Source organism: Microbacterium sp. HA-8, assembly GCF_046111165.1.
Lineage (GTDB): Bacteria > Actinomycetota > Actinomycetes > Actinomycetales > Microbacteriaceae > Microbacterium.
Map to the genome: position 1 here is coordinate 1,721,177 of NZ_CP162025.1, position 23,289 is coordinate 1,744,465.

Annotated in this window: 22 protein-coding genes; 16 read left to right on the top strand and 6 right to left on the bottom strand. The window is 70.2% G+C overall.

Annotation, left to right across the window (positions count from 1 at the left end; translation table 11 throughout):
• The first annotated feature begins 1 nt into the window (after position 1).
• The 12 genes from AB2L57_RS08195 (at position 2) to AB2L57_RS08250 (ending at position 11,868) form a co-directional block, all read left to right on the top strand.
• Positions 2-1,150, top strand: coding sequence for a type IV pilus twitching motility protein PilT (locus AB2L57_RS08195; RefSeq protein ID WP_292812698.1), 1,149 nt, complete (start codon positions 2-4; stop codon positions 1,148-1,150).
• On the top strand, positions 1,147-2,385 hold the full coding sequence (locus AB2L57_RS08200) for a type II secretion system F family protein (protein WP_409048541.1): 1,239 nt from the start codon (positions 1,147-1,149) through the stop codon (positions 2,383-2,385). The genes AB2L57_RS08195 and AB2L57_RS08200 overlap by 4 nt, the downstream gene beginning before the upstream one ends.
• Before the next feature lie 668 nt (positions 2,386-3,053).
• Complete coding sequence (locus AB2L57_RS08205; protein ID WP_409048542.1) at positions 3,054-3,476, top strand: prepilin-type N-terminal cleavage/methylation domain-containing protein; 423 nt, start codon at positions 3,054-3,056, stop codon at positions 3,474-3,476.
• Between the two features lie 81 nt (positions 3,477-3,557).
• Positions 3,558-4,055, top strand: coding sequence for a type II secretion system protein (locus AB2L57_RS08210; RefSeq protein WP_409048543.1), 498 nt, complete (start codon positions 3,558-3,560; stop codon positions 4,053-4,055).
• A gap of 10 nt (positions 4,056-4,065) precedes the next feature.
• Positions 4,066-4,629, top strand: coding sequence for a hypothetical protein (locus AB2L57_RS08215; protein ID WP_409048544.1), 564 nt, complete (start codon positions 4,066-4,068; stop codon positions 4,627-4,629).
• Positions 4,629-6,155 carry a hypothetical protein gene (locus AB2L57_RS08220; protein ID WP_409048545.1) on the top strand — a complete coding sequence of 509 codons (1,527 nt, stop codon included), beginning with the start codon at positions 4,629-4,631 and terminating at the stop codon, positions 6,153-6,155. Before AB2L57_RS08215 ends, AB2L57_RS08220 begins: the two co-directional genes overlap by 1 nt.
• Positions 6,152-6,979 (top strand): prepilin peptidase, encoded by an 828-nt coding sequence (locus AB2L57_RS08225; RefSeq protein WP_409048546.1) that lies wholly within the window; start codon positions 6,152-6,154, stop codon positions 6,977-6,979. The genes AB2L57_RS08220 and AB2L57_RS08225 overlap by 4 nt, the downstream gene beginning before the upstream one ends.
• 25 nt (positions 6,980-7,004) lie before the next feature.
• Complete coding sequence (gene pilM / locus AB2L57_RS08230) at positions 7,005-8,099, top strand: pilus assembly protein PilM (RefSeq protein ID WP_409048547.1); 1,095 nt, start codon at positions 7,005-7,007, stop codon at positions 8,097-8,099.
• The gene (locus AB2L57_RS08235) at positions 8,084-8,800 is read left to right on the top strand and encodes a PilN domain-containing protein (protein ID WP_409048548.1); all 717 of its coding nucleotides are present in this window, start codon (positions 8,084-8,086) and stop codon (positions 8,798-8,800) included. Before pilM ends, AB2L57_RS08235 begins: the two co-directional genes overlap by 16 nt.
• Positions 8,800-9,489, top strand: coding sequence for a hypothetical protein (locus AB2L57_RS08240; protein WP_409048549.1), 690 nt, complete (start codon positions 8,800-8,802; stop codon positions 9,487-9,489). Before AB2L57_RS08235 ends, AB2L57_RS08240 begins: the two co-directional genes overlap by 1 nt.
• A 10-nt stretch (positions 9,490-9,499) precedes the next feature.
• Positions 9,500-10,636, top strand: coding sequence for a type IV pilus twitching motility protein PilT (locus AB2L57_RS08245; RefSeq protein ID WP_292812678.1), 1,137 nt, complete (start codon positions 9,500-9,502; stop codon positions 10,634-10,636).
• On the top strand, positions 10,636-11,868 hold the full coding sequence (locus AB2L57_RS08250; RefSeq protein WP_292812676.1) for a type II secretion system F family protein: 1,233 nt from the start codon (positions 10,636-10,638) through the stop codon (positions 11,866-11,868). Before AB2L57_RS08245 ends, AB2L57_RS08250 begins: the two co-directional genes overlap by 1 nt.
• A gap of 209 nt (positions 11,869-12,077) precedes the next feature.
• On the opposite strand, the gene AB2L57_RS08255 is transcribed toward AB2L57_RS08250, so the two are convergent.
• Positions 12,078-13,745 (bottom strand): GspE/PulE family protein, encoded by a 1,668-nt coding sequence (locus AB2L57_RS08255; protein WP_292812674.1) that lies wholly within the window; start codon positions 13,743-13,745, stop codon positions 12,078-12,080.
• A 101-nt stretch (positions 13,746-13,846) separates the two neighbouring features.
• On the opposite strand from AB2L57_RS08255, the gene AB2L57_RS08260 reads away from it, so the two are divergent.
• Together AB2L57_RS08260 and AB2L57_RS08265 are read left to right on the top strand one after the other, a co-directional pair.
• Positions 13,847-14,890, top strand: coding sequence for a YhjD/YihY/BrkB family envelope integrity protein (locus tag AB2L57_RS08260; RefSeq protein ID WP_409048550.1), 1,044 nt, complete (start codon positions 13,847-13,849; stop codon positions 14,888-14,890).
• Positions 14,890-15,627: an NAD(P)H-hydrate epimerase gene (locus AB2L57_RS08265; protein ID WP_409048551.1), complete on the top strand. Its 738-nt coding sequence runs from the start codon at positions 14,890-14,892 to the stop codon at positions 15,625-15,627. Before AB2L57_RS08260 ends, AB2L57_RS08265 begins: the two co-directional genes overlap by 1 nt.
• A gap of 16 nt (positions 15,628-15,643) precedes the next feature.
• Here the strand turns inward: AB2L57_RS08265 and AB2L57_RS08270 are convergent, their stop codons facing one another.
• Both AB2L57_RS08270 and glgP read right to left on the bottom strand, forming a co-directional pair.
• Positions 15,644-16,375 carry a glutamine amidotransferase gene (locus AB2L57_RS08270; protein WP_409048552.1) on the bottom strand — a complete coding sequence of 244 codons (732 nt, stop codon included), beginning with the start codon at positions 16,373-16,375 and terminating at the stop codon, positions 15,644-15,646.
• Positions 16,376-16,384: 9 nt separating this feature from the next.
• Positions 16,385-18,904 (bottom strand): alpha-glucan family phosphorylase, encoded by a 2,520-nt coding sequence (glgP, locus tag AB2L57_RS08275; RefSeq protein WP_409048553.1) that lies wholly within the window; start codon positions 18,902-18,904, stop codon positions 16,385-16,387.
• Positions 18,905-19,000: 96 nt separating this feature from the next.
• On the opposite strand from glgP, the gene AB2L57_RS08280 reads away from it, so the two are divergent.
• Together AB2L57_RS08280 and AB2L57_RS08285 are read left to right on the top strand one after the other, a co-directional pair.
• A complete protein-coding gene (locus tag AB2L57_RS08280; RefSeq protein WP_409048554.1) occupies positions 19,001-19,216 on the top strand; it encodes a response regulator in 216 nt (71 codons plus the stop codon).
• 13 nt (positions 19,217-19,229) lie between these two features.
• Positions 19,230-19,850 (top strand): CYTH domain-containing protein, encoded by a 621-nt coding sequence (locus AB2L57_RS08285; protein ID WP_409048605.1) that lies wholly within the window; start codon positions 19,230-19,232, stop codon positions 19,848-19,850.
• 39 nt (positions 19,851-19,889) lie between these two features.
• On the opposite strand, the gene lpdA is transcribed toward AB2L57_RS08285, so the two are convergent.
• The 3 genes from lpdA to AB2L57_RS08300 all read right to left on the bottom strand — a co-directional run bounded on the left by lpdA (position 19,890) and on the right by AB2L57_RS08300 (position 23,222).
• The gene (lpdA, locus tag AB2L57_RS08290; protein WP_409048555.1) at positions 19,890-21,287 is read right to left on the bottom strand and encodes a dihydrolipoyl dehydrogenase; all 1,398 of its coding nucleotides are present in this window, start codon (positions 21,285-21,287) and stop codon (positions 19,890-19,892) included.
• A 63-nt stretch (positions 21,288-21,350) separates the two neighbouring features.
• Positions 21,351-21,923: a copper resistance protein CopC gene (locus tag AB2L57_RS08295; RefSeq protein WP_409048556.1), complete on the bottom strand. Its 573-nt coding sequence runs from the start codon at positions 21,921-21,923 to the stop codon at positions 21,351-21,353.
• Between the two features lie 87 nt (positions 21,924-22,010).
• Entirely contained in the window at positions 22,011-23,222 is a 1,212-nt protein-coding gene (locus AB2L57_RS08300; RefSeq protein ID WP_409046856.1) for an integrase, read from the bottom strand.
• Positions 23,223-23,289: the final 67 nt, after the last annotated feature.

The window sequence follows — 23,289 nt, forward strand, 5'->3', positions numbered from 1 at the left end:
CATGACGCAGACAACCGCCCTCGATCGGCTGATCGAGACCGCCGCGCTCGCCGGGGCCTCCGACATCCATCTCACCGCCGGCCAGGTGCCGCTCATGCGGGTCGACGGTGACCTCGTCGCCGTGCCCGCGCACGCGGAGCCGACCTCGGCCGTGTGGGTCGAATCCGCCGTGCTGGGGTTCATGAGCCCCGACCAGAGCGACCAGTTCTACGCCGCGGGCGAGGTCGACCTCTCGTACGCCGTGCCCGAGGTCGGGCGCCTCCGCGTGAACGTGTTCCGCCAGGCGGGCGAGGTCGCGGCGGCGTTGCGACTGATCCCCAACCGCGTGTTCTCGCTCGAAGAGCTCGGCGCGCCGGCGATCGCCCGCGACCTGGCGCTCAAGCCCCGGGGTCTCGTGCTCGTGACGGGGCCGACCGGGTCGGGCAAGTCGACGACGCTGACGGCGATGGTCGACATCATCAACCGCACGCTGCCGGCCCACATCGTCACGATCGAGGACCCGATCGAGTTCACCCACCGCAGTCGGCGCGCGCTCGTGCACCAGCGCGAGATCGGCTCCGACACGGCGTCGTTCGCCGAGGCGCTGCGGCGGGTGCTGCGGCAGGACCCCGACGTGATCCTCATCGGCGAGCTGCGCGACCGCGAGTCGATCGCGACGGCGCTCTCCGCCGCCGAGACGGGTCACCTGGTGCTCTCGACGCTGCACACGCAGGGCGCGGCGAAGAGCATCAACCGCATCGTGGATGTCTTTCCCTCGCATCAGCAGGATCAGATTCGCACGCAGCTCGGCGACACGCTGCAGGGCATCATCAGCCAGACGCTGCTGCCGGTGGCGCAGGATGCCGGTCGCACGATCGCGACCGAGGTGCTCGTGAACACCCCCGCCGTGGCGAACATGATCCGCGAGGGTCAGGTGGCGCAGCTCTCCTCCGCCATGCAGGCGGGTGCGGGCCTCGGCATGCACACCCTCGATCAGGACCTCAAGCGCCTGGTCGAGAACGGCACCGTCGCCGCGCACGTCGCGCGGGCGATGGCCGCCGATCCGCAGACCCTCGACGACGTGCGCGTGCGCCCCGCGGATCTCGACGCCGAGGCCTGGACGCTCAACGCCGGCGATCGCCAGCTCGAGCAGTGGGGAGCACGTCGATGAGCATCGTGCAGGAGTACAGCTACCGGGCGATCGACGCCGACGGCAGCGCCGTCGTCAAGGGCAGCATCGAGGCGGCGAGCGAGAGCGCCGTCGCGGCCAAGCTGCGCGCCCAGGGCCTGACGACACTCGACGTGTCGCCCGTGCGCAAGACGGGACTGCAGCGCGAGATCACCCTGCCCGGGCGGCAGAAGCGCGTGGGCGTCAAGGCGCTCGCCGTGTTCGCCAAGCAGCTCGCGGGCCTGATCAACGCGGGGCTGCCGCTCATGCGCGCCCTGTCGATCATGATCGAGCAGACCGACGACAGGGCGCTGCAGGCGGCGCTCGTGCTGGCGCAGGCCGATGTGCAGTCGGGGTCGTCGCTCTCGAGCGCGCTCGCCCGGCAGCCGCTGGCGTTCCCGCCGCTGATGGTCAACCTCATCCGGGTCGGCGAGAGCGGCGGGTTCCTCGGTCGCTCGCTCACCTCGGTCGCCAAGACCTACGCGGGCGAGGCGCAGCTGCGCGACAAGATCCGCGCGGCGACGACGTACCCCGTCATCGTGCTCGTGATCGCGGTCGTCGCGCTGCTGGCGATGGTGACCTTCGTCGTGCCGATCTTCGAGGGCATGTTCTCGGGGATGGGCGGGGATCTGCCGCTGCCGACGCTCATCCTGGTGGCGATCAGCGACAACATGATCTGGATCCTGCCGCTGCTCGCCGTGCTCGTCGTGGGTGTCGGCATCTGGTGGCTGCGCGCCAAGGACAGCGACCGGGTGCGCGCGGTGGTCGATCCGCTGAAGCTGCGGATGCCGGTGTTCGGTCCTCTGGCGACCAAGATCGCCGTCGCACGCTTCGCCCGGAGCCTTGCGATGATGCTCGACGCCGGTGTTCCGCTGCTGCAGGCCCTGTCGGTGGTGGGGGAGGCCGCGCACAACAGCGTCGTCGCCCGCGCTGTGCGCGACATCCAGGACTCCGTGCGACAGGGGCGCTCGTTCGCCGCGCCGCTGGCAGCATCCGGGGTGTTCCCGCCGATGGTGGCGCAGATGGTGTCGGTCGGCGAGGAGTCGGGGACCCTCGCCGAGATGCTCGCGAGCATCGCCGATCTCTACGAGGGTGAGGTCGAGACCGCGACCGAGCAGCTGACCTCGACGATCGAGCCGATCCTCATCGTCGTGATCGGCATCCTCATCGGCGGCATGGTCGTCGCCCTCTACATGCCGATCTTCGGCATCTACGGACAGCTCAGCCAGACCGGCTGAGACACAGGATCCGGCGCCCCACCCCCTCCCCCTTCCACGGGGGCGTCCGGATACCCGCCCTCGGCCAGCGCTCCGCGCGGCCGGGGGCGGTTCTTTTGCTTGCTTTGCTTTGCGCGCCCGCTCGCTTGCCGGCTCGTTCTGGTGGGATGGTGTCCCACTTTCTGTCGGCATGGGCGTCGCCAGCCGACAGATTCTGGGACATCCATGCGGGGATGCGGCGCTCGGGGGCCGTGCGCCGGCACGGTGTCCCATTTTCTGTCGGTCTGGGGGCCGCTAGGCGACAGTTATTGGGACATGCAGGGGGCAAGGGGATACCGATATATGAGAGGGCTCTCATTGTTGGGTGAGATGCCTCTCATCTTTGCTCTCATGTTTCCGTCGGTGGGATGCTGCGCCGCGGGCTCTCGGTGGATGTCAGTTCGGGCGCGGCACATGAGGGGTCACCGTTGCTGCCGCGGAAATCCGCGATTCTCCTCAAGGTTTGCTCAAGATATGCCTCAGTGATCATGTTACGGCGGCGTGTCGAATTGACGAACTTGCCTCCTCTGGGTTGACACGAAGATGAGAAGTGTCTAATGATTCTCACCGGAGGGAAGCGCAGGAAGGGCGCCAACTCCGGCCCCGGCGACGGGGTCTCACCCATTCGGCACCACACACGGGAGACCACCATGCGCGCATTCGTCCGCAGCTACATCCAGGCCGAGAAGGCCCGCCGCGAAGAGAACGGCGACAAGGGCTTCTCGCTCATCGAGCTGATCGTCGTCGTTGTCATCCTCGGCGTCCTCGCCGCCGTCGCCATTCCGGTATTCAGCGGTATTCAGCGCAATGCTCAGCAGGCCGCCCTGGATTCAGTGACCGCAAACGGGGCGAGCCAGGCGGCAGCAACTTTCGCGAGTCCCGGAGTGGACGACCCAGCGACCGCGGATGTCGATGAGTCGACCGATCCATCTGACGCAGGGTTCTTCGACAACCTTGAAGCGGGCACGGATCCGGAGATCACCCTGAGCATCAGCGGTTCGACTCTCGACGACTTCTGCGTGACGGGCACGGCAGGGGACCTCGATCCGGCCGAGTCCGGCCCCGGCTGCTAACCCCAAAATCGTCGGGGTGTGCGGCGCCCTCGGGGGAGGATGGCTCGCACACCCCGATTCGTTCCCCCCGGGAGGTTCGCGATGACTCGCAGAATCACCGCCGCGGACGATTCCCCCCGAAGCACGCACCCCCGAGGCACGCACCCCCGAAGCGCGCACCACGCAAGCCGCAGCATCCACACCGATGACGGGTTCAGCATCGTCGAACTCGTGATCGCGATGTTCCTCGTCGCGATCCTCGCCATGGCGGTGCTGCCCCTGCTGGTGCAGGGCACCCGCGCCAGCGCATCCAACACCTCGCTGGTCGCCGCGACCACGTTCGCGGGGGAGCGGCTCGCGTTTTTCCGCGACCAGTTCCCCAGCGACACCCTCACCACCACCTGCACCGCCGTCCAGGCGCACCGGGCCACCGGCATACCGGACCCGGCAGGCAGCGGACTCTCGGCCGACATCCTCGTCTCCGAGTGCCCCGCCGACCTGCCGGGCACGGTCACCGTGACCGCGCGCGTCTACGAAAGCGCAGATCCCACGGCGGTGCTCGCCACCGTCCCCACCCGCATCGTCGTCTCATCCCCCTGATCGGAAAGCCATGAAGCCCCACCCGCACCCGCAGCCAGGGCGCGGCGCGGGCGGCAGCCGAGCGGACGATGCCGGCATCACGATGGTCGAACTCATCATCGGGGCGGCACTCGCGGCCCTGTTCCTCGGCCTGATGGTCTCGATCTTCATCACCGGCATGCGTACCGAGGCCTCGACCCGCGAGCGCGACTCCGCCACCGGGCAGGCGCAGGTCATCACCGAGTCGATCCAGGCATCGGTGCGCAACGCCGACCTCTTCACCATCGACGGGGCCGTGCTGCGGGCACGCGTCGCGACCGGCGCCAGCGACTGGGAGTGCCGCGCGTGGGCGCTGACCCCTGACGGGGCCCTCATGTACACCACGTCGACCGCCGCGATCGGCACCGATCCCGCGGGCTGGGCGGTCATCGCGACGGGCGTCACGGGCACCGAACCCGGCGGGGTGCCGTTCACGGCAGACGGCCTGCTGCTGACGGTCGGACTCTCGGTCGCCGTCGGCGACGAGAGCGTCGCGGTCACGTCGGGCGTCACGGCACAGGCGCTCACCGATACGCAGGCACTGGGGTGCTGGTGATGACCCGCTCCCGCCGCCAGCCCGTGCCGTCGGCCGACGAGCGCGGATCCACTCTCGTCGTCGTCCTCATCATCATGCTGGTGCTGAGCCTCGGCGGCCTCACCGCCGCCACGGTCGTGACCAACACGACAGCATCCCTCGTCGGCAGTCGCTTGAACGCCGAGGCGCGCGCGGCCGCCGACGCGGGATTGGCGGATGCTGTCGCCCACGTCCGCCGCACCGACGTCGTCTGCAACCTCAGCCTCACCAACGCCACCGCCCCCCGCTACGACGTCGCCTCGACGTGCGAGGGCGGTCGCGCAACGTTCGTCTCCACCGGCTACGGCGTGAGCGGCGGAGCGGTCACGCTCTCGGCGGTCTACGACTACAGCGTGGAGAACATCGGCGGCGAGGGCGACATGGTCTTCTTCGGAAAGACGACGTTCACCGACGAGGTGCTGGCCCACACGCTCGATGACGAGCTGCTCTCGATCGTGATCCCGACGGGAGACTTCACCTGCCAGTCCGTGATCCCGGCCAACATCGTGCTGAGCGGAAGCTTCGCCACGAAGGGCGGCTGCGACGTGCAGGGATCGGTTGTGGCCGGCGGCACGCTCGACATGTCGAACGGCGGCGACACCATCCGCGGCACGGTCTCGGTCTCGGGCTCGGGCAGCAACAACATCCAGGGCACGATCGGCGGCGACCTGCTCGCGGGCGGTACCGTCGACTTCGGCTGGAACGCCAAGACCGTGGGGGGCGATGTCGTCACGGCCGGCAGCGCGTACCTCGGCAGCCAGCGCCTGCTCGGGTCGCTGACCCTGCCGCTGAGCGCCACGCTGCAGATGGAGAGCGGCTCGGTGGCGGGGGGCATCAACGAACCGGAGTCCGTGACGACCCCGGCGGCCGCGCCGACCTTCGATCCGTGGTTCGACTACCGCTACCAGCAGTCCGACTGGCAGGGCTTCGACGTGGTGACCCTGACAGATGTCAGAGGCAGCACCGCGGTCGGAACCTGCGGGTACTTCAACGCCAGCCCGGGCACCGGATGGGGGAGTCTCGGCACTCTCACCACTCCGACGATCGTCGACGCACGCGCGTGCAGCGAACTGAGCTCGAACAACGGATCGCACCCCGAGGTGTTCCTGAACACCGATCTTGTGCTGCTGGCGGACGATTTCGACCTCACGATGCTGACCGTCCGCGCGGCGGGCGGGGCCTCCCCGAGTGTGTGGGTCGTCGTCGAAGACACGCTCGCCGACGGCAAGCCGACGTGTGTGCGCGGCAGCGACATCCTGATCAACGGCACGATCATGGCGACGGGGGTCACCGCCATGGCTTACACGCCGTGCATCATCGACGTCGCGGGCATGGGGCACGACGAGTGGAGCGGGGCCTTCTACGGCGGGTCGTTCGACTATGGCGGAGGCCTGTCGTTCTACGGCGACCAGATCCTGCTGCCGAACATGCCCGAGAGCGCGACATCCGTCGGCGCCGAGACCATCGAGGCGCTCGGCACGCTCGTCAGTCAGAGAGACCTCCGATGACCCCCGCCGCTCTCGTATACACGCTCGTGCTCGCGGCCGTCTTCGGCCTCGTCATCGGGTCGTTCCTCAATGTCGTCGTCTATCGCGTGCCCGCGGGCATTCCGCTGACGCGTGAGAGCCGTTGCCCGGCGTGCGATGCTCCGGTGCGGGCGTGGCAGAACGTGCCGGTGCTGTCGTGGATGCTGCTGCGCGGTCGTTGCGCGACGTGCCGCACCGCGATCTCGGCCCGCTACCCGCTGGTCGAGGTCGCGACGGCGCTCGCGTTCCTGGGTGTCGTGTGGGCCGCGACCGAGAGGGTCGCGATCGCGGGCGTGGACGCGTCGAGCATCGGGGTGCTGCTGGCGTACCTGTGGCTGGCTGCCGTCAGCGTCGCGTTGACGCTCATCGACCTCGACACCCAGCGGCTGCCGAATGCCATCGTGCTGCCGAGCTACGTCGTCGCGTTCGGCCTGTTCGCGGTCGCCGCCTCTCTCGGCGCCGACCCCATGGGCCTCGTGCGCGCCGCCGTCGGGGCCGCCGCGATGTACGGGTTCTATGCGCTCCTTCGCCTCATCCGGCCCGACGGCATGGGCGGCGGCGACGTCAAGCTCGCCGGGGTCCTCGGCATGTATCTCGGCTGGGTCGGCTGGGGCGCGCTGGCCGTCGGCGGGTTCGCGGCCTTCGTGCTCGGCGGGTTGTACGGCGTCGCGGTGATCATCGCGCGACGTGCCGGCAGGCGTGACGCGATCCCCTTCGGGCCGTGGATGCTGGCGGGTGCCTGGCTGGGCATCGCCGCCGGCGAACCGCTCGCGCAGGCGTACGTGCGATGGGCGATCGGCGCATGAGGGCGCGGGAGAGGGGAGAGAGCTGATGGCGAAGACCCAGGTTGCACTCGAGATCACCGAGGAGAGCGTTCGCGCCGTCGAGATCTCGACGGGCCGGACGCCCACCGTCGTCGCGGCGGGCGAGGTGCTGCTGCCCCCGGGCTCGGCGAGAGATTCCGAGATCCTCGACCCCGACGCGGTCGCGATCGCGATCAAGCAGCTGTGGGCTCGCGCCGGGATCAAGGGGCGCCGTGTTGTCCTCGCGATCGCGAGCCGTCGCATCCTGGTGCGTGAATACGTCACCCCCGCGATGAAGCCGGAGCTGCTGCGCCAGGCGCTGCCGTTCCAGGTGCAGGACCTGTTGCCGGTACCGGTGACGCAGGCGGTGCTCGACTTCTATCCCACGCTCGAGCACGAGGGCAAGATCCACGGGCTGCTCGTGGCCGCCGTGTCCGAGACGGTCGAGGCGCTCATCTCGACCCTCGGCAAGGCCCGGCTGCGGGTCGACGTGGTGGATCTTGCACCCTTCGGACTCGCGCGGGCGGCGCAACGACTGGCCCCGAGCGAGTGCGTCGCGATGCTGCACCTCGGCGATCACACGAGCTACGTCGTTGTCACCGAGTTCGGGGTGCCGCGTTTCGTGCGCATCATCCCGGCGACGCTTCCCACCGCGGCCGTGCGGGCGAGGACCGCGGCGACGGTCGAGGCGACCGTGGCACCCGTCGAGGCCCCGGTCCGCGAACTCGCTCTCGTGGGCGCTGGCGTCGGCGTGCCCGACGAGGCGGTCGCCCTACCCGCCTCGCTGCCCACCCTCCGCGGCCGCGCGGCGGCGCGGCACGGCGCGATGGACCCGGCCGTGGCCGACATGATGTCGCGGGTGCGCGACACGATCGCCTTCTACGACGCGCGCCCGGGTACCGAGCGGCCCGTGAGCTCCGTGCTCGTCAGCGGTGCCGGCGCCGCCGCACCCGGCATGACAGAAGCGCTGGATGCTGCGCTCGATGTGCCCGTGCGGGCGATCGCGGCGAGCGACCTGCTCCCGTCCGCGGGTGATGCCGCACCCGCCGACGACCTCGCCCGCAACCTGGTGCCGACCATCGGCGTCGTACTCGGGGAGGTGCCCGGATGGGGCCGCGCCTGAGTCCTCGCGCGCGCACCTCGCGGCTCTCGCTCACCCGGGGTGCGGCGACCGCGGCCTCGGCCGCGTCGCCGCGGGTGAATCTTCTTCCCCGCGCCGAGACGGAGCGACGCGAGCGGGCGGCGATGATCCGCCGCTGGGGATGGGGGCTGGTGGGCGCGCTCGCCGCCGTGCTGGTACTGAGCGGCGGCTCCTACGCGCTCACCCTCGCGGCCGAGCAGCGTCTCGCGGCGGCCGGGTCGCGTACCACCGACCTTTTGGCTCAGCTGGCCACGCTGCAGGACGTGCGTCAGGCCCTGGCCACCGAGACGGAGCTGACGGCCTTCCGCGCCGAGGCGATGGCCACCGACTTGCGCTGGGAGGACATGCTCGACACCCTCGTGCGCACACTGCCCCCGGGCGTCACGCTCTCCGGCTTCGATCTCGCCGTGGGAGCCGCGCCCGCGGCGGGTTCGCCCGAGAGCGCCTCCGCGCCCGGCCTGTCGGGTGCGCTCACCCTCGAATCGCCCACGCCGATCGACATCGCCCCCGCGGTGCGCGCGCTGCGCGCGATCCCCGGCGCCCTGTCGGCCGATGCCCGCGAGGTGATGGCCGAGACGGGAGAGGGTGATGCGCGCACGTACACGTATCAGCTCACCCTCGTTCTCGACCAATCGCTCTACACCGGCGTCTACGCCGATCCCGACGAAAGCGCAGGGCAGTGATGGCCAAGCAGCTCATCAATCTCGTCGGCGGGCTCGCCGTCGTCGCGGCGCTCCTGGGCGGGGTGTTCCTCATCGCCCTGCCGCTGTTCTCCGCCGCCGAGAAGGTCTCAGCCGACGCCCAGCGCGTCGAGGGCGACAACATCGTGTTCGATGCGCAGCTGGCCGCGCTGCGGGCCGACGCCGAGCGGTTCGACGAGATCGAAGCCGACGTCGCCGAGCTGCGCGCACAGATCCCCGCCGACACCAGGGCCGACGACGTGTTCGAGATCGTCGGTGCGGCCGCGGCCGAGAGCGGTGTGACGGTCGTGAGCGTCACCGCCGCCGAGGTCGAGGCATGGGCGCCCCGCGTGGGCGGTACCGACGAGGACGGCGCCGCAGAGACGGCACCCGCGCAGGCTCCGGCATCCGACCCCGCGGCCGCGGCGGCACCCGCCCAGACCCCCGCACCCTCCGCCGACGCCGCCGACCCCGCCGCACAGGCGCCGGAGGCGACCGCCGCGAGCCTGCGCACCCAGGTGTCGTTCTCGATCGCCGTCGAGGCGGCCGACCCGGCGCAGGCCGTCGCGTTCGTCGACGCCCTGGGGCGCGGGCCCCGACTGATCGCGATCGTCCACTCCGGCCTGACCGCCACCGACGACGCCTACGACGTGACCGTCAGCGCCCTGACCTTCGTGCGCGCCGACAGCTGAGGAGAGAACGATGACCCCCACGCTCGACCCCATCCTGAACGCCGCGGCGGAGGGACGCGCCTCCGACGTGCACCTCACCGCGGGCGCCGCCGCGCAGATGCGCGTCGACGGCGATCTCGCCCCCGTGCCGGGTTTCGCCGAGCCCCTTCCGGCCGCGTGGCTCGAGGCCGCGATCGACCGCATCCTCTCCCCGGGTCAGCGCGAGGACTTCGCCGCCGCCGGCGAGGTCGACCTCTCCTATACCTCGCCGGGTCTCGGCCGCTTCCGCGTCAACGTATTCCGTCAGGTCGGGCAGATGGCGGTCGCGCTGCGCTTCATCTCGACGACCGTCTCGACGCTCGAGAAGCTCGGTGCCCCCGCCGTCTGTCGCGACCTCGCCCTCAAACCCCGCGGGCTCGTGCTCGTGACGGGACCGACGGGCTCGGGAAAGTCCACGACCCTGACGGCCATGGTCGACATCATCAACACGACCCTGCCCGCCCACATCATCACGGTCGAGGACCCGATCGAGTTCCAGCATCAGAGCAAGCGCTCGCTCATCCACCAGCGCGAGATCGGCAGCGACACGGCCTCGTTCGCCGAGGCACTGCGCCGCATCCTGCGTCAGGACCCCGACGTGATCCTCATCGGCGAGCTGCGCGATCAGGAGTCGATCCACACCGCACTCTCGGCCGCCGAGACGGGTCACCTGGTGCTCTCGACGCTGCACACGCAGGGCGCGGCGAAGAGCATCAACCGCATCGTGGATGTCTTTCCCTCGCATCAGCAGGATCAGATCCGCACGCAGCTCGGCGACACGCTGCAGGGCATCATCAGCCAGAGCCTGCTCCCACTGGCCCAGCGCAAGGGGCGCACGATCGCGACCGAGGTGCTCGTGAACACCCCCGCCGTGGCGAACCTCATCCGCGAGGCGCAGATCGGGCAGCTCTACTCGGCCATGCAGGCCGGGTCGGCGCTCGGCATGCACACCCTCGACCAGGACCTCAAGCGCCTCGTCGAGGCCGGCACCGTCTCGCAGGCCGTCGCCAAGACGTACGCCGCCGACCCCAAGAGCCTCGACGACGTGCGCGTGCGCCCTGCCGATCTCGACGCCGAGGCCTGGTCGATGCACGCGGGCGAGCGGCAGCTCTCGGGCTGGGGCAGCTGATGGCCGTCATCCAGGAGTACACCTACCGGGCCGTCGACCTCTCGGGCGGCGCGGTCGTCAAGGGCACGATGGAGGCCGCGGGTGAGGGCGCCGTCACCTCGAAGCTGCGGGCGCAGGGTCTCACCCCCCTCGAGGTCGCCGCGGTCGCGACGACCGGACTGAACGCCGAACTGCGCATCCCGGGGTTCGAGAAGCGCGTCAAGGTCGCGGAGCTGGCGACGTTCGCCAAGCAGATGGCCGGGCTGACCAACGCGGGTCTGCCGCTCATGCGCACGCTCTCCATCCTCACGGAGCAGACCAGCGACAAGGCGCTGCAGAGCGCCCTCGTCGCCGTGCACGCCGACGTCGAGACGGGGTCGTCGTTCTCCTCGGCGCTGTCGAAGCACCCCAAGGTGTTCCCGCCCCTGCTGGTGAGCATCGTCAAGGTCGGCGAGAGCGGCGGGTTCCTCGGCCAGTCGCTCGCCTCGATCGCCAAGACCTACGCCGGCGAGGCCGAGCTGCAGAACAAGATCAAGACCGCGACGACGTACCCGATGGTCGTGCTCTCGGTCGCGATGCTCGGCGTGCTCGCGATGGTGACCTTCATCGTGCCGATCTTCGAGGGCATGTTCGTCGGCATGGGCTCGGAGCTGCCGCTGCCCACGCAGATCCTCGTCACGCTGTCGAAGAACATGATGTGGATCATCCCGCTGCTCGTCATCGGCGCCGCCGGCGGCTGGGTGTGGTGGCGGCGCAATCGCACGACCGAGCGGGTGCGCCGCGTCGTCGATCCGCTCAAGCTCCGGATGCCGGTGTTCGGCACCCTGATGACCAAGATCGCCGTCGCGCGGTTCGCGCGCAGCCTGTCGATGATGCTCCACGCCGGTGTGCCACTCATCCAGGCGCTCGCCATCGTCGGCGAGGCCTCCAACAACTGGGCTGTCGAGAGGGCGGTGCAGGACATCCAGGAGTCGATCCGACAGGGCCGCTCGTTCTCGGGCCCGCTCGCCAAAGCGGGTGTCTTTCCCCCGATGGTGGCGCAGATGGTGTCGGTGGGGGAGGAGTCGGGAACCCTCGCCGACATGCTCGCGAGCATCGCCGACGTGTACGAGAACGAGGTCGACACCGCGACCGACCAGCTGGCGTCCACGATCGAACCGGTGCTGATCGTCGGCATCGGCATCATCATCGGCGGCATGGTCGTCTCGCTCTACATGCCGATCTTCAGCATCTACGGCGAGATGGGCGGCTGAGCCCCGGCATCCATGATCTGCGCGCAACTCCCGTCTTCCGGCGGGGTGGGGTGGGGTGGGGTGGGGTGGGGTGTCCCACTTTCTGTCGCTGAGGGGGCCCCATGGCGACACAAAGTGGGACACACACGAGCTGGGCGCACCCACAGCGACAGAAAGTGGGACACGCGGGCCGAGTGCGCCCGTGAACCGACTCCAGCGATGCCCGGGCGTCAGGCGGCGACGCGCAGCACCTCGTCGATCGTCGTGAGTCCCTGCGCTACCTTGGCGAAGCCGTCGTTGCGCAGCGACACCATGCCCTCCTCCAGCGCCTGCGCGCGGATCTCGGTGCCCGTGGCGCGGGTCACGACGAGCTGCTCGATGCGCTCCGACAGCGTCATGACCTCGTGCAGCGCGATCCGGCCGCGGTAGCCGGTGTGCGAGCACACGACGCACCCCACCGCGCGGAAGATCTGGGGCGGATGCTGGGGGTCGTACGGGAATCCGAGGGAGTCGAGCACCTCGACGGGCTCGTTCGCCGGCTGACGGCACCGATCGCAGAGGCGGCGCGCGAGGCGCTGCGCGACGACGGCCGAGAGGGCGGTGGCGACGAGGAAGGGTTCGCACCCGATCTCGATCATGCGGGTCACGGCGCTCGGGGCGTCGTTGGTGTGCAGCGTCGAGAGCACGAGGTGGCCGGTCAGCGAGGCCTCGATCGAGATGACGGCGGTCTCGTGGTCGCGGATCTCGCCGACGAGCACCACGTCGGGGTCGCTGCGCAGGATCGACCGCAGCGCCGATCCGAAGGTGAGACCCGCGCGGTTGTTGACCTGCACCTGGTTGACCCCGGCCATGCGGTACTCGACGGGATCCTCGACGGTGATCACGTTGACCCGGGGGTCGGCGACCTCCTGCAGCGCGGTGTACAGCGTCGTGGACTTGCCCGATCCCGTCGGCCCCGTCACCAGCACCATGCCGTGCGGCCGGGTGATGGCGCCGCGAAAGCGCCCGAGATTGTCGGCCGACATGCGCAGGTCGTCGAGCGACATGCGCTGGGCGGAGTTGTCGAGGATGCGCATGACGATCTTCTCGCCCCACACCGTCGGCAGGGTCGCCACGCGCAGGTCGATCTGGCGGCCCTCGTGATGCACCGAGAGGCGGCCGTCCTGCGGCCGGCGGCGCTCGGCGATGTCGATGGCCGACATGATCTTCAGGCGCGAGATGATGCCGTCCTGGATGCCGCGGTCCGCCCGCTGCATCTCGTGCAGCACGCCGTCGATCCGAAAGCGGACCGTCAGCTCGTGCTCGCCCGGCTCGACGTGGATGTCGCTGGCCCGGTCGTTGATGGCCTGGGCGATCAGCAGGTTGACGAAGCGGACGATCGGGGCATCGGCATCCTGCTCGTCGAGGGACTCGGTGAACACCGCGCCCTCGGAGGCGCTGGTCTCGCCGATCTGCTCGGAGAGGTCGCTGAGCTCCTCATCGGAGCGCAGGTAGCGGTCGAAGGCCTGCTGCAGCGCGTCGGCGGCGACGACGACCGGTTCGACGCTCAGATCGGTCAGGCTCGTGACGTCGTCGGTGGCGATGATGTCGGTCGGATCGAGCATGGCCACGGTGAGACGGCCCGAGATGCGCTCGAGCGGAATCAGCCGGTACCTGCGGCACAGGGCGCTCGGTACGAGCGCGACGATCTCGGGGTCGAGGGTCGCATCCTGCAGGTCGACCAGTCGGTGCCCCGTGTGCAGCGCGATGGCCTCGGCCAGCTGCAGCTCGGTGACCAGGCGCCGCTCGACGAGGTGACGCTCGAGCGCCGACGTTTCGCCGAACTGCGCGAGCGCCTCCGACATGTCGGCCGCCCGCACCGCCCCCGTCAGCACCAGCGTTTGAGCGATTCCGCGCACGCGCAGCCCTCCCTCTCTCCCGCGGTCATCCTATCCACGCGAGGTGGCGCCGAGTGTCAACCCCCCGGCGGGGCGGGGACGCAACGGCCTAGCCTGGGGCGATGGCAGAGTCCTCGGCATCCGGCACCCCGATCACCCGCGCCATCGCATGGGCGCTCACGCTCAAGCCCGTGCGCGCCTTCCTGCTCTACAGCGAGCACCGCGGTCCGATGCTCGCCGACAGCATCACCTACCGCATGCTCTTCGCCGTGTTCGCAGCCGTGCTGCTGGGCTTCTCGATCGCGGCCCTGTGGCTCTCCGGCAACCAGGTCGCATGGCAGGCGCTCATCGACGCCGTCAATCAGGTGATCCCGGGCCTCGTCGGCGAGGACGGCCTGGTCGACACGAACGACATCCAGGCCCCGGCGGGCCTGTCGATTGCGGGTGTGATCTCGTCGATCGGTCTTCTCGGCGCGGCGATCGGATCGGTCGGGCAGGCGCGCGCCGCGCTGCGCGCGCTGGCCGATCAGCCCAACACCGACATCTTCGTCGTGTGGGCGCTGCTGCGGAACCTGGGCGTCGCCGTCGGCGTCGCGGTGGCCCTGGGCGCTGCGGCCGCGGCGACGTTCCTCGGCACGGCGCTGGTCGACGTCGTCGCGTCGTGGTTCGGGCTTTCCTCCGACCATCCCTTCGCCTCGTGGGCGACCTGGCTGGTCTCGACGGTGGTCGTCTTCGTGCTCGACGCCGTCGTCGTCGCGGTGCTGTTCGTGGTGCTGTCGGGGGTCAAGGCCTCGCCGCGCGCGCTGATCCCGGGCGCGCTCATCGGCGCCGCCGGCCTGGTCGTGCTGCAGCAGCTGTCGGGGCTGTTCGTCGGCGGCGCCCGATCCAATCCGCTGCTCGCCTCGTTCGCGGCGCTCATCGCGTTGCTGCTGTGGTTCAACCTCTCCAGCCAGGTGGTGCTCATCGCCGCGTCCTATGTGCTCGTCGGCGTCGAAGAGGAGCAGGATCGGGTGCGCGCCCGCCACGGTGCCTCCACGTTCCTGCAGCGGCGCGTCCGCCGCGCCGAGCGCGCCGTCAGATTGGCTGCTGACGAACTCGACCGGGCGAGGCATGATGAGCAGAAGGAGCGTGAGAGCGCACTCGCATCGTCGAAGGAGACGAGCTGATGACAGTGGATGCCGGCACCCGGCAGGTGCCTCAGACCCAGACCCGTCGCATGCCCGCGTATACGGCCGCGGCCGTGCGTGCCGCCGAAGAGACCCTGCTCGCCGCCGGTGAGCCGCTCATGGAGCGGGCCGCCGAGGCGGTCGCCGACGCGGCGCGGGAGCTGCTGGGGGAGCGGCCCGGCCCCGTGCTCGTGCTGGCGGGTCGCGGAAACAACGGGGGCGACGCGCTGTATGCGGCGGCGCAGCTCGCCGCCGAGGGGCGCGACGTCGACCTGCTGCTGACCTCGGACGGGGCGCACAGCGAGGCTCTCGGGGCCGCGCGTCGTGCGGGAGTGACGTGTCGCGGGTTCGATGCGGTCAAGGCGGGCGCATCGGAGTACCGGCTCGTGATCGATGGGATCCTCGGCATCGGCACCTCGGCGAACCCCGCGCTGCGCGGCATCGCGCGCGCGGCCGTCGCCGCTCTGCTGCCCGCGACGTCCGTCGAGGACGGGCCCCGGGTGCTCGCCGTCGACCTGCCGAGCGGCCTGCACCCCGACATCGGCACCGCTGACGACACCGTGCTCGCCGCGGACGTCACCGTCACGATGGGTGCGCTCAAGGCGGGGCTCGTCACCGGGCGCGGTCCCGAACTCGCGGGGCGCATCCGCCTCGTCGACCTCGGCCTGGCTCCGGCGCTCGCCCGTCTGCAGCCGGCGCTCGAGGTGCCGGTCGAGCTGACGGTGACCGGGCGCTGAGCCCCGGCATCCCGGGTCAGCGCGCGTAGCGTGCCGCGAAGGTGGCCAGCAGCCGGCCGGGATGCACGACGGGTTCGGCCCGCACGGCCGCGAGCGTGAGGTCGAGTTCGTCGGCCGCGAAGTACCCGAACCCGGCGTACGCGCGGATGCGCGTCGTGATGCCTTCGACATCGAGCTCGGGGTGGAACTGCGTCGCGTACACGTTGCGCCCCACCCGGAAGGCCTGCACGGGGCAGGCCTCCGACGAGGCCAGCCGTACCGCGTGCGGCGGCAGTGCGTGCGCCGCCTCTTTGTGGCCGACGAAGGCGGCGAACCCGCGCGGCATGTGCGCGAACAGCGGATCGGCGGCTCCGGCATCCGTCAGCTCGACGCGGGTGACGCTGATCGGCTCGGAGTACGTGCGGTCGATCGTCGCGCCCTGGTGCGTGCCGAGCGTACCGATGCCGTAACACGCGCCGAGGAAAGGGAAGTCCCGGGCGACGACCTGGTCGAGAAGGGTGTGCATCTCGGCCTCGACGCGGCGCTGCACGGCCGACTTCGCGTCCGCGGGGTCGGAGGCGTTGAAGGGTCCGCCGCCGACGAAGATGCCGGACAGCTCGTCGAGGTCGAGCTCCGGCATGGGACCCGCCTCGAGGCGGATCCGGTGCAGGTCCCGCTCCTGAAGGCCCGTGAAGCGCAGAAAGAGGCGGTACTCCTCGTCGGCGGGCAGGTCTTCGGCGCGGGTCGCGAGCAGGACGAAGGGCTTCACCGCGCGCGCCTACGACGCATACGTGACAAGGCCCAGCTCGACGTCGCTGACCAGCTGCGGGTGGGTCGGTACGGCGCGCACGGTGTAGCCGAAGGTGCCGGTGACGGCGAGCGGCAGCGTTCCCGTGAACGTCGTCAGCCCGTCGACCGCGGCGCCCTGCGGCTCGAGGCGGATCACCTGGTGCGGGGCGCAGATCGCGTCGTCGGTGTCGGTGTTCCCGTAGACGAGCTGCACGGCGACGTCGTCGACGGAGAGGCCGTCGAGGGCGACCACCGCGCGCACCTCGAGCTCGTCGCCCGCCTGGGCCTGCTGCGGGATGCCGGTGCTGTCGACGTTCGCGATGTGCACCGCGCCCCACGCGGCCCGCACCCGCGTCGTGAACCCGGCGACCTCGCGCGCGAGGGCGAAATCATCGGCCCGCAGCGCCGCGTCGTGCGCCGCGGCGGGGGCGTAGAGCGTCGTGACGTAGTCGCGCACCATCCGGTCGCTCGTCGCCTTGGTGCCCAGCTCCGTGATGGTGTGGCGCACCATCGACAGCCAGCGCGGGGGCATGCCGTCCTCGCGCTCATAGAACGCGGGCACGAGCTGGTGCTCGATCAGGTCGTACATCGCGGCGGCCTCGATGTCGTCGCGCTCCTCGTCCGACGCCGAGGTGTCGGCCGTCGGGATCGCCCAGCCGTTGCGGCCGTCGAACCACTCGTCCCACCACCCGTCGAGGATCGACAGGTTCAGTGCTCCGTTCAGTGCGGCCTTCATGCCCGACGTGCCGCACGCCTCGAGCGGTCGCAGCGGGTTGTTCAGCCACACGTCGCAGCCCGGGTAGAGGGTCTTGGCCAGGGTGATGTCGTAGTCGGGCAGGAAGACGATGCGCCCGCGCACCTTCGGGTCGCGGCTGAAGCGCACGAGCTGCTGGATGAGGATCTTGCCGGAGTCGTCCGCGGGGTGCGATTTGCCCGCCACGACGATCTGCACCGGACGCTCGGGGTCGGTCAGCAGCTTCGTGAGGCGCTCCGGGTCGCGCAGCATGAGCGTGAGGCGCTTGTAGGTGGGTACCCGGCGGGCGAACCCGATCGTGAGAACCTCGGGATCGAGGATCGTGTCCTGGCCGAGCATGCGCCGCGCGTGCTCGACGAGCTCGCCCTTCATCGTCTGCTTGACATCCCACAGCTCGCGGTCCGAGACGAGCGCGGTGTCGGTCCAGTCGTGCGTCTCGACGTGCGCGTCGCCGAAGACCCGCTCGCTGACGGCCTTGAGCGCCGGATGCAGCCACGTCGGGGGGTGTACGCCGTTGGTGATCGAGGTGATCGGCACCTCGTCGGTGTCGACACCGGGCCACAGCTGACCGAACATGCCGCGGCTGACCGAGCCGTGCAGCAGCGAGACGCCGTTGGCGTGCTGGCCGAGATGCAGCCCGAGCACCGCCATGTTGAACACGCCGGGGTCGCCGCCCGGCCAGTCCTCGAGCCCCAGGGCCAGCGCCCGCTGCGGGTCGACGCCGGTGAGCAGGCCGCTCGCGAGGTAGCTGGCGATGAGGTCCTTCGGAAAGCGGTCGATGCCCGCGGGCACGGGGGTGTGCGTGGTGAACACCGTCGGTGCCCGCACCTGCGCCAGTGCAGCCTCGAACGTCAGGCCGTCGTGGGTGATCAGCTCCGACATCCGCTCGATGCCCTGGAACCCGGCGTGACCCTCATTGGTGTGGTACACATCCGGTGTCGGGCGCCCCGAGATACGGCACCACGCGCGCACCGCACGCACGCCGCCGACGCCCAGCAGCAGTTCCTGCAGCAGGCGGTGCTCGCCGCCGCCGCCGTAGAGGCGGTCGGTGACCCGGGCGAGGTCCTCGGTGTTGGAGGGGGTTTCCGAGTCCAGCAGCAGCAGCGGCACCCGACCGATGTCCGCGACCCAGACGCGTGCGTGCAGCACGCGCCCGCCGGGCACCTCGAGGACGATCTCGACCGGCGCGCCGTCGGCCTCGCGCAGCAGGGTCAGGCCGAGCCCGTACGGGTCGAGCAGGGGATAGCTCTCGCGCTGCCATCCGTCGTCGCCGATCGACTGACGGAAGTAGCCGGCGCGGTAGAACAGCCCCACTCCCGTGAGCGGCACGCCGAGGTCGGAGGCGCTCTTGAGGTGATCGCCCGCCAGGATGCCGAGACCGCCCGAGTACTGCGGAAGCGACCCGTCGACCCCGAACTCCGGCGAGAAGTAGGCGATGTGCGCGGGCTTCTCGCCGGTCACGCGCTGATACCAGCGGTCTCCCGTGAGGTAGGCGTCGAGTCGCTCCGCCTCCTCGCGCACGCGCTCGACGAACGCGTCATCGGCGGCGAGGGCATCGAGTCGCTCCTGGCCGAGGGCCCCCAGCATCCGCGCCGGGTTCTCGCCGACCGAGTCCCACAGCCCCGGATCCATCGACGCGAAGAGCGCGTGCGTGGCCCGGCTCCACGACCAGCGCCAGTTGGCGGCGAGCGTGTCGAGCGGGCGGATGCTGTCGGCGAGCACCGGGCGGACCGTGAACGTGCGGATGGCCTTCATGCGACGAATCATAGGGCCCCGGAGTGACGGCGCCGCACCGCGGGTCGACCGGCCCCGCGTCGGCGCTCGGGTCTAGGCTCGGGGCAGGAGGAAAACATGGCTATCGCACGTCTTTCCGGCGGGCCCCTGGACGGTCAGGTGGTGCCCCTCGAGGACCCTCAGCAGGATTCGCTCATCGTCGCCTACAGCGACGGTCAGGTCGTCTACCAGCGCGAGGGAGCGCCCGAGCACACCGGCGCGCACGACGGGCCCACGCAGGCCCGGTTCGTCTTCGTCGAGTCCACGCAAGAGATCGGGCCGACCGACGACTGAGCCGACCCGCTCGATCGAGGTCGAGCGCAAATACGACGTCGATGCCTCGACCCGGGTGCCCGACCTGAGCGGGATGCCGGGGGTCGTCGCCGTCGGCGACCGCGAGGTCCGGCTGCTCGACGCCGTCTACCTCGACACGCGGGGGCTTGCCCTGGCGACGGCCGCGGTGGCGCTGCGGCGCCGGTCCGGCGGTCCCGACGAGGGCTGGCACGTCAAGACCAGCGGGCCCGACGGGCGGCACGAATACGGCTGGCCGCTCGGCGCCGACCCGCTGCCCGACGACCTCGGGTCACTCGTCGTGCCGCCCGCGGTGCGCACCGCGGTCGCGGTGTGGTGCGCCGACGACGACCTGAGCCCGCTCGCGCGCGTGCAGAACGAGCGCCACGCCACCGCGCTCGTCGATGCGGACGGCGCGCTCGTGGCCGAGTTCGTCGATGATCACGTGACCGCGTCCGACCTGCGCGGCGGCACCTCGACCGCATGGCGCGAGTGGGAGGTCGAACTCGGCCCCGCCGCACCCGCGGATCCGGCCTGGCGCGAGCGGTTCTTCACCGCGGTCGACGATGCCGTGACGGCGGTCGGCGGCCGGCAGGCAGCATCCGGCTCGAAGCTCCAGCGCGCCCTCGGCCGCTGACCCGCCGCGCCTGCTCACCCCCCCCGGGGGCTGACCGCGTCAGAAGTTGATCATGTGACCCGCGAGTCCGTGGAAGCCCTCCTGCAGGGCCTCGGACAGCGTCGGGTGCGTGTGCACGTTGCGGGCGAGCTCGAGCGCCGTGAGGTCCCACTTCTGGGCCAGCGTCAGCTCGGGCAGCAGCTCCGACACGTCGGGGCCGATCATGTGCGCGCCCAGCAGCTCGAGGTGCTCGGCGTCCGCGATCAGCTTGACGAACCCGACGGGCTCACCCAGGCCGTGCGCCTTGCCGTTGGCCATGAACGGGAAGGTCGCGACCTTGATCTCGTGGCCCTCGTCCTTGGCCTGCTGCTCGGTCAGACCGAACGACGCGACCTGCGGTGAGCAGAACGTCGCTCGCGGCATCATGCGGTAGTCGCCCAGCGTCATGGTCTCGGCCTTGCCGATGGTCTCGGCGGCGACCACGCCCTGTGCCTCGGCCACGTGGGCCAGCTGCAGCTTGGCGGTCACATCGCCGATGGCGTAGATGTGCGGCACGTTGGTGCGCATGTGGTCATCGATCGCGATGGCACCGCGCTCGGTGAGCTGCACCCCGGTCGACTCGAGACCGAAGCCCTCGACCCGCGGCGCGAAGCCGATCGACATCATGACCTTGTCGGCCTCGATCGATCCGGCCGCGCCGTCCTTGCCCGTGTAGCTGACGACGACCTTGTCGCCCTGGTCGTCGATCTTCTCGACCTTGGTCGAGGTGAGGATGTCGATCTTGTAATTGCGGTACTGCTTCTGGATCTCTTTCGACACGTCGGCGTCTTCGTTGGGAAGCGCCCGGTCGAGGAACTCGATGATCGTGACCTTCACGCCGTAGTTCGACAGGACGTAGGCGAACTCCATGCCGATCGCACCCGCGCCGACGATGACGATCGATCCGGGCAGCTCGGGCGCGAGGATCTGCTCCTCGTAGGTGACGACGTTCTCGCTGAGGGTCACCCCGGGCAGCAGGCGCACGGTCGAGCCGGTCGCGATGATCGCGTTGTCGAACGTGACGGTCTCGCTGCCGCCGTCGGCCTTCGCGACCTGGATCGTGTTCTTGTCGGTGAAGGTGCCTCGGCCGTCGTACTCGGTGACCTTGTTCTTCTTCATCAGGTAGTGGATGCCCTTGACGCGGCCGTCGGCGACGTCGCGGCTGCGGTCCCACGCGGCGCGGTAGTCGAAGGTGACGTCCCCCTGGATGCCGAACAGCTTCGCCTTGTGCGCGAAGATGTGCGCGAGCTCGGCGTTCTTCAGAAGCGCCTTGGAGGGGATGCAGCCGACGTTGAGGCAGACACCACCCCAGTACTTCTCTTCGATGATGGCGGTGGACAGGCCGAGCTGGGCGCTGCGCACGGCCGCGACATACCCGCCGGGGCCGGCTCCGAGGATGACGACATCGTAGTGAGGCATGACTCCCAGCCTAGTCCCGCGCGCGGGTGCATCCGGGCGGGCCGGGGGCGCGGGGGAGGGTGCTCAGTCCTCGCTGCCGCGGCGTCGCGAGATCGCCACCAGCACAGCCACGACGGCCCCCATCACGCCGATCGCGACGACGCCGCCTATGATCCAGAGCGCGACGACCGCGGTGGGCACGCCGTCCTCGGGGATCGGACCCTCGCTCGGTGCGTCGGCCGGTTCGGACTCCTCGCCGACCGAGAACAGCAGCTCGCCCGAGATCGCGTGACCGTCGCTCGACACGACGCGCCACGTCACGGTGTAGGTCCCGACGACGGCCGCATCGGCCGCGATCGCCTGGATCACGGCGTTGTCGACGACCTCGGGCTCGCCCTGCTGCACCTCGGCGCCCTCGGGGTCGACGACGCGCACGATGGTGCCGCCGGGCTCATCGAGGGGCTCGGCGGAGTAGCGCAGCTCGACCTGCGCGGGCGCGGTCTCGAGCACGACGCCGTCCTCGGGGTCGCTGCCGAGCAGGTCGTCGTGGGCGCTCGCGGGCGACGGTGCGAGCATCAGGACGGCGGCGACCGCGGCGATGGCGGCGGCCATGCCGACACGACGGGAGGAGCGGGTGCGGGTGAAGGAGAAGGGCACTCATCGACCCTAACCGGGGCCGTCTTGCCTCACGTCAAGATGTCCGGGAGTGAGTGATGCTTGCCTCACGTGAAATGTCCGCGTAGCTCAGGCGGCGGGGCGGGTGCCCTGGGTGCGGGCGGCGGCGAGTTCGATGAGTTGTTGCTGGATCTGGTTGATCCGTCGGGTGATCCGTGCCGGGTTCAGCTTCGCATGCTCGCGCTCCAGTCGGGCGCGGGTCTTCTCGTCGAGCACACCGGCGTCGAGCAACCGCTGGTAGGGGGTACGTGGCTTGTCGTAGACGCGCTTCTTCCGGCCGGCTGCGGTGTGGGTCCAGTCGATCGCTTTCACGCAGGGCAGCAGATGGTTCTTGCGGGCCATCACGAAATCCCAGAGCTCGTTGAGCAGGGTCATCTCCGCCTCGGTCTCGTAGCGGTAGCGGAACGCGTGTTTGCGGACCCAGTCGCCGTTGCGTTGCTCGACGTGCGCGTTGTCGTTGTGCTTGTAGGGACGCCCCCGGGTGACGGGGATCTCCTTCTTGTCCGCCCAGGCGATCACGCCCCAGTTCATGAACTCGGATCCGTTGTCGAAGTCGAGCCCGGCGACCGGGACGGGCGCGTTCTTCACCATCCATTCCAGGGCGCCGTGCACGTGCACGTAGGCGTTGTTGCGGATCGTGCGCAGCATCGTCCACCCCGCGACCGGGTCGGTGCCGGTCAGGGTGCGCAGGAACTCGCCTTTGAGGGAGTGGCCGCAGTGCGCGACGGTGTCCAGCTCCAGGAACCCCGGGACGGTCAGCGGGGCGTCCATGCTGGTGCGCGTCGGGATCGAAGAGCGCAGGATGTGGGACGGCTTCGTGCCCGAGACCGCGACCGGGTAGGCGGCGTCCTTGTGCGGTTTCAGGTACCGGTCGATCGTCGCGGCGCTCATCGATCGCAACTCGTCCAGCACCTCCGGTGTGACCCGCTGCTCGACCTTGCCGAGCTCACGGAAGCGGACGAGGCGTTCGAGGGTGTCGTCCATGATCGCCGCGAAGTACTTTCCCGACGGCTGCCCGGACAGCCGCCAGACTTCTTGCAGCACCACGAGCGCATCGTAGGAGTACTTCCGCTCACGCGGCTTACGCTGCTGATCGCGCGCGGCACCTTTGCGTGCGTTCGCGGCACGGATCGCGCGGCGCGCGTGATCACGCGTCCAGCCTGTCGCGTGCACAAGCTCGTCCAGCAGCCGGCCCTTCTCTTCCTTGCCTGCTTTCGCATACTCGCGGGCGAACTTCTTCGTGATCTCACGGCGCGCCGCCATCGACAACTCCCTGCTCATCACCCCAGGGAACTACGCGGACATTCCTACGTGAGGCACGCGCAGCCCTTCCCGGACCTTTTAGCTG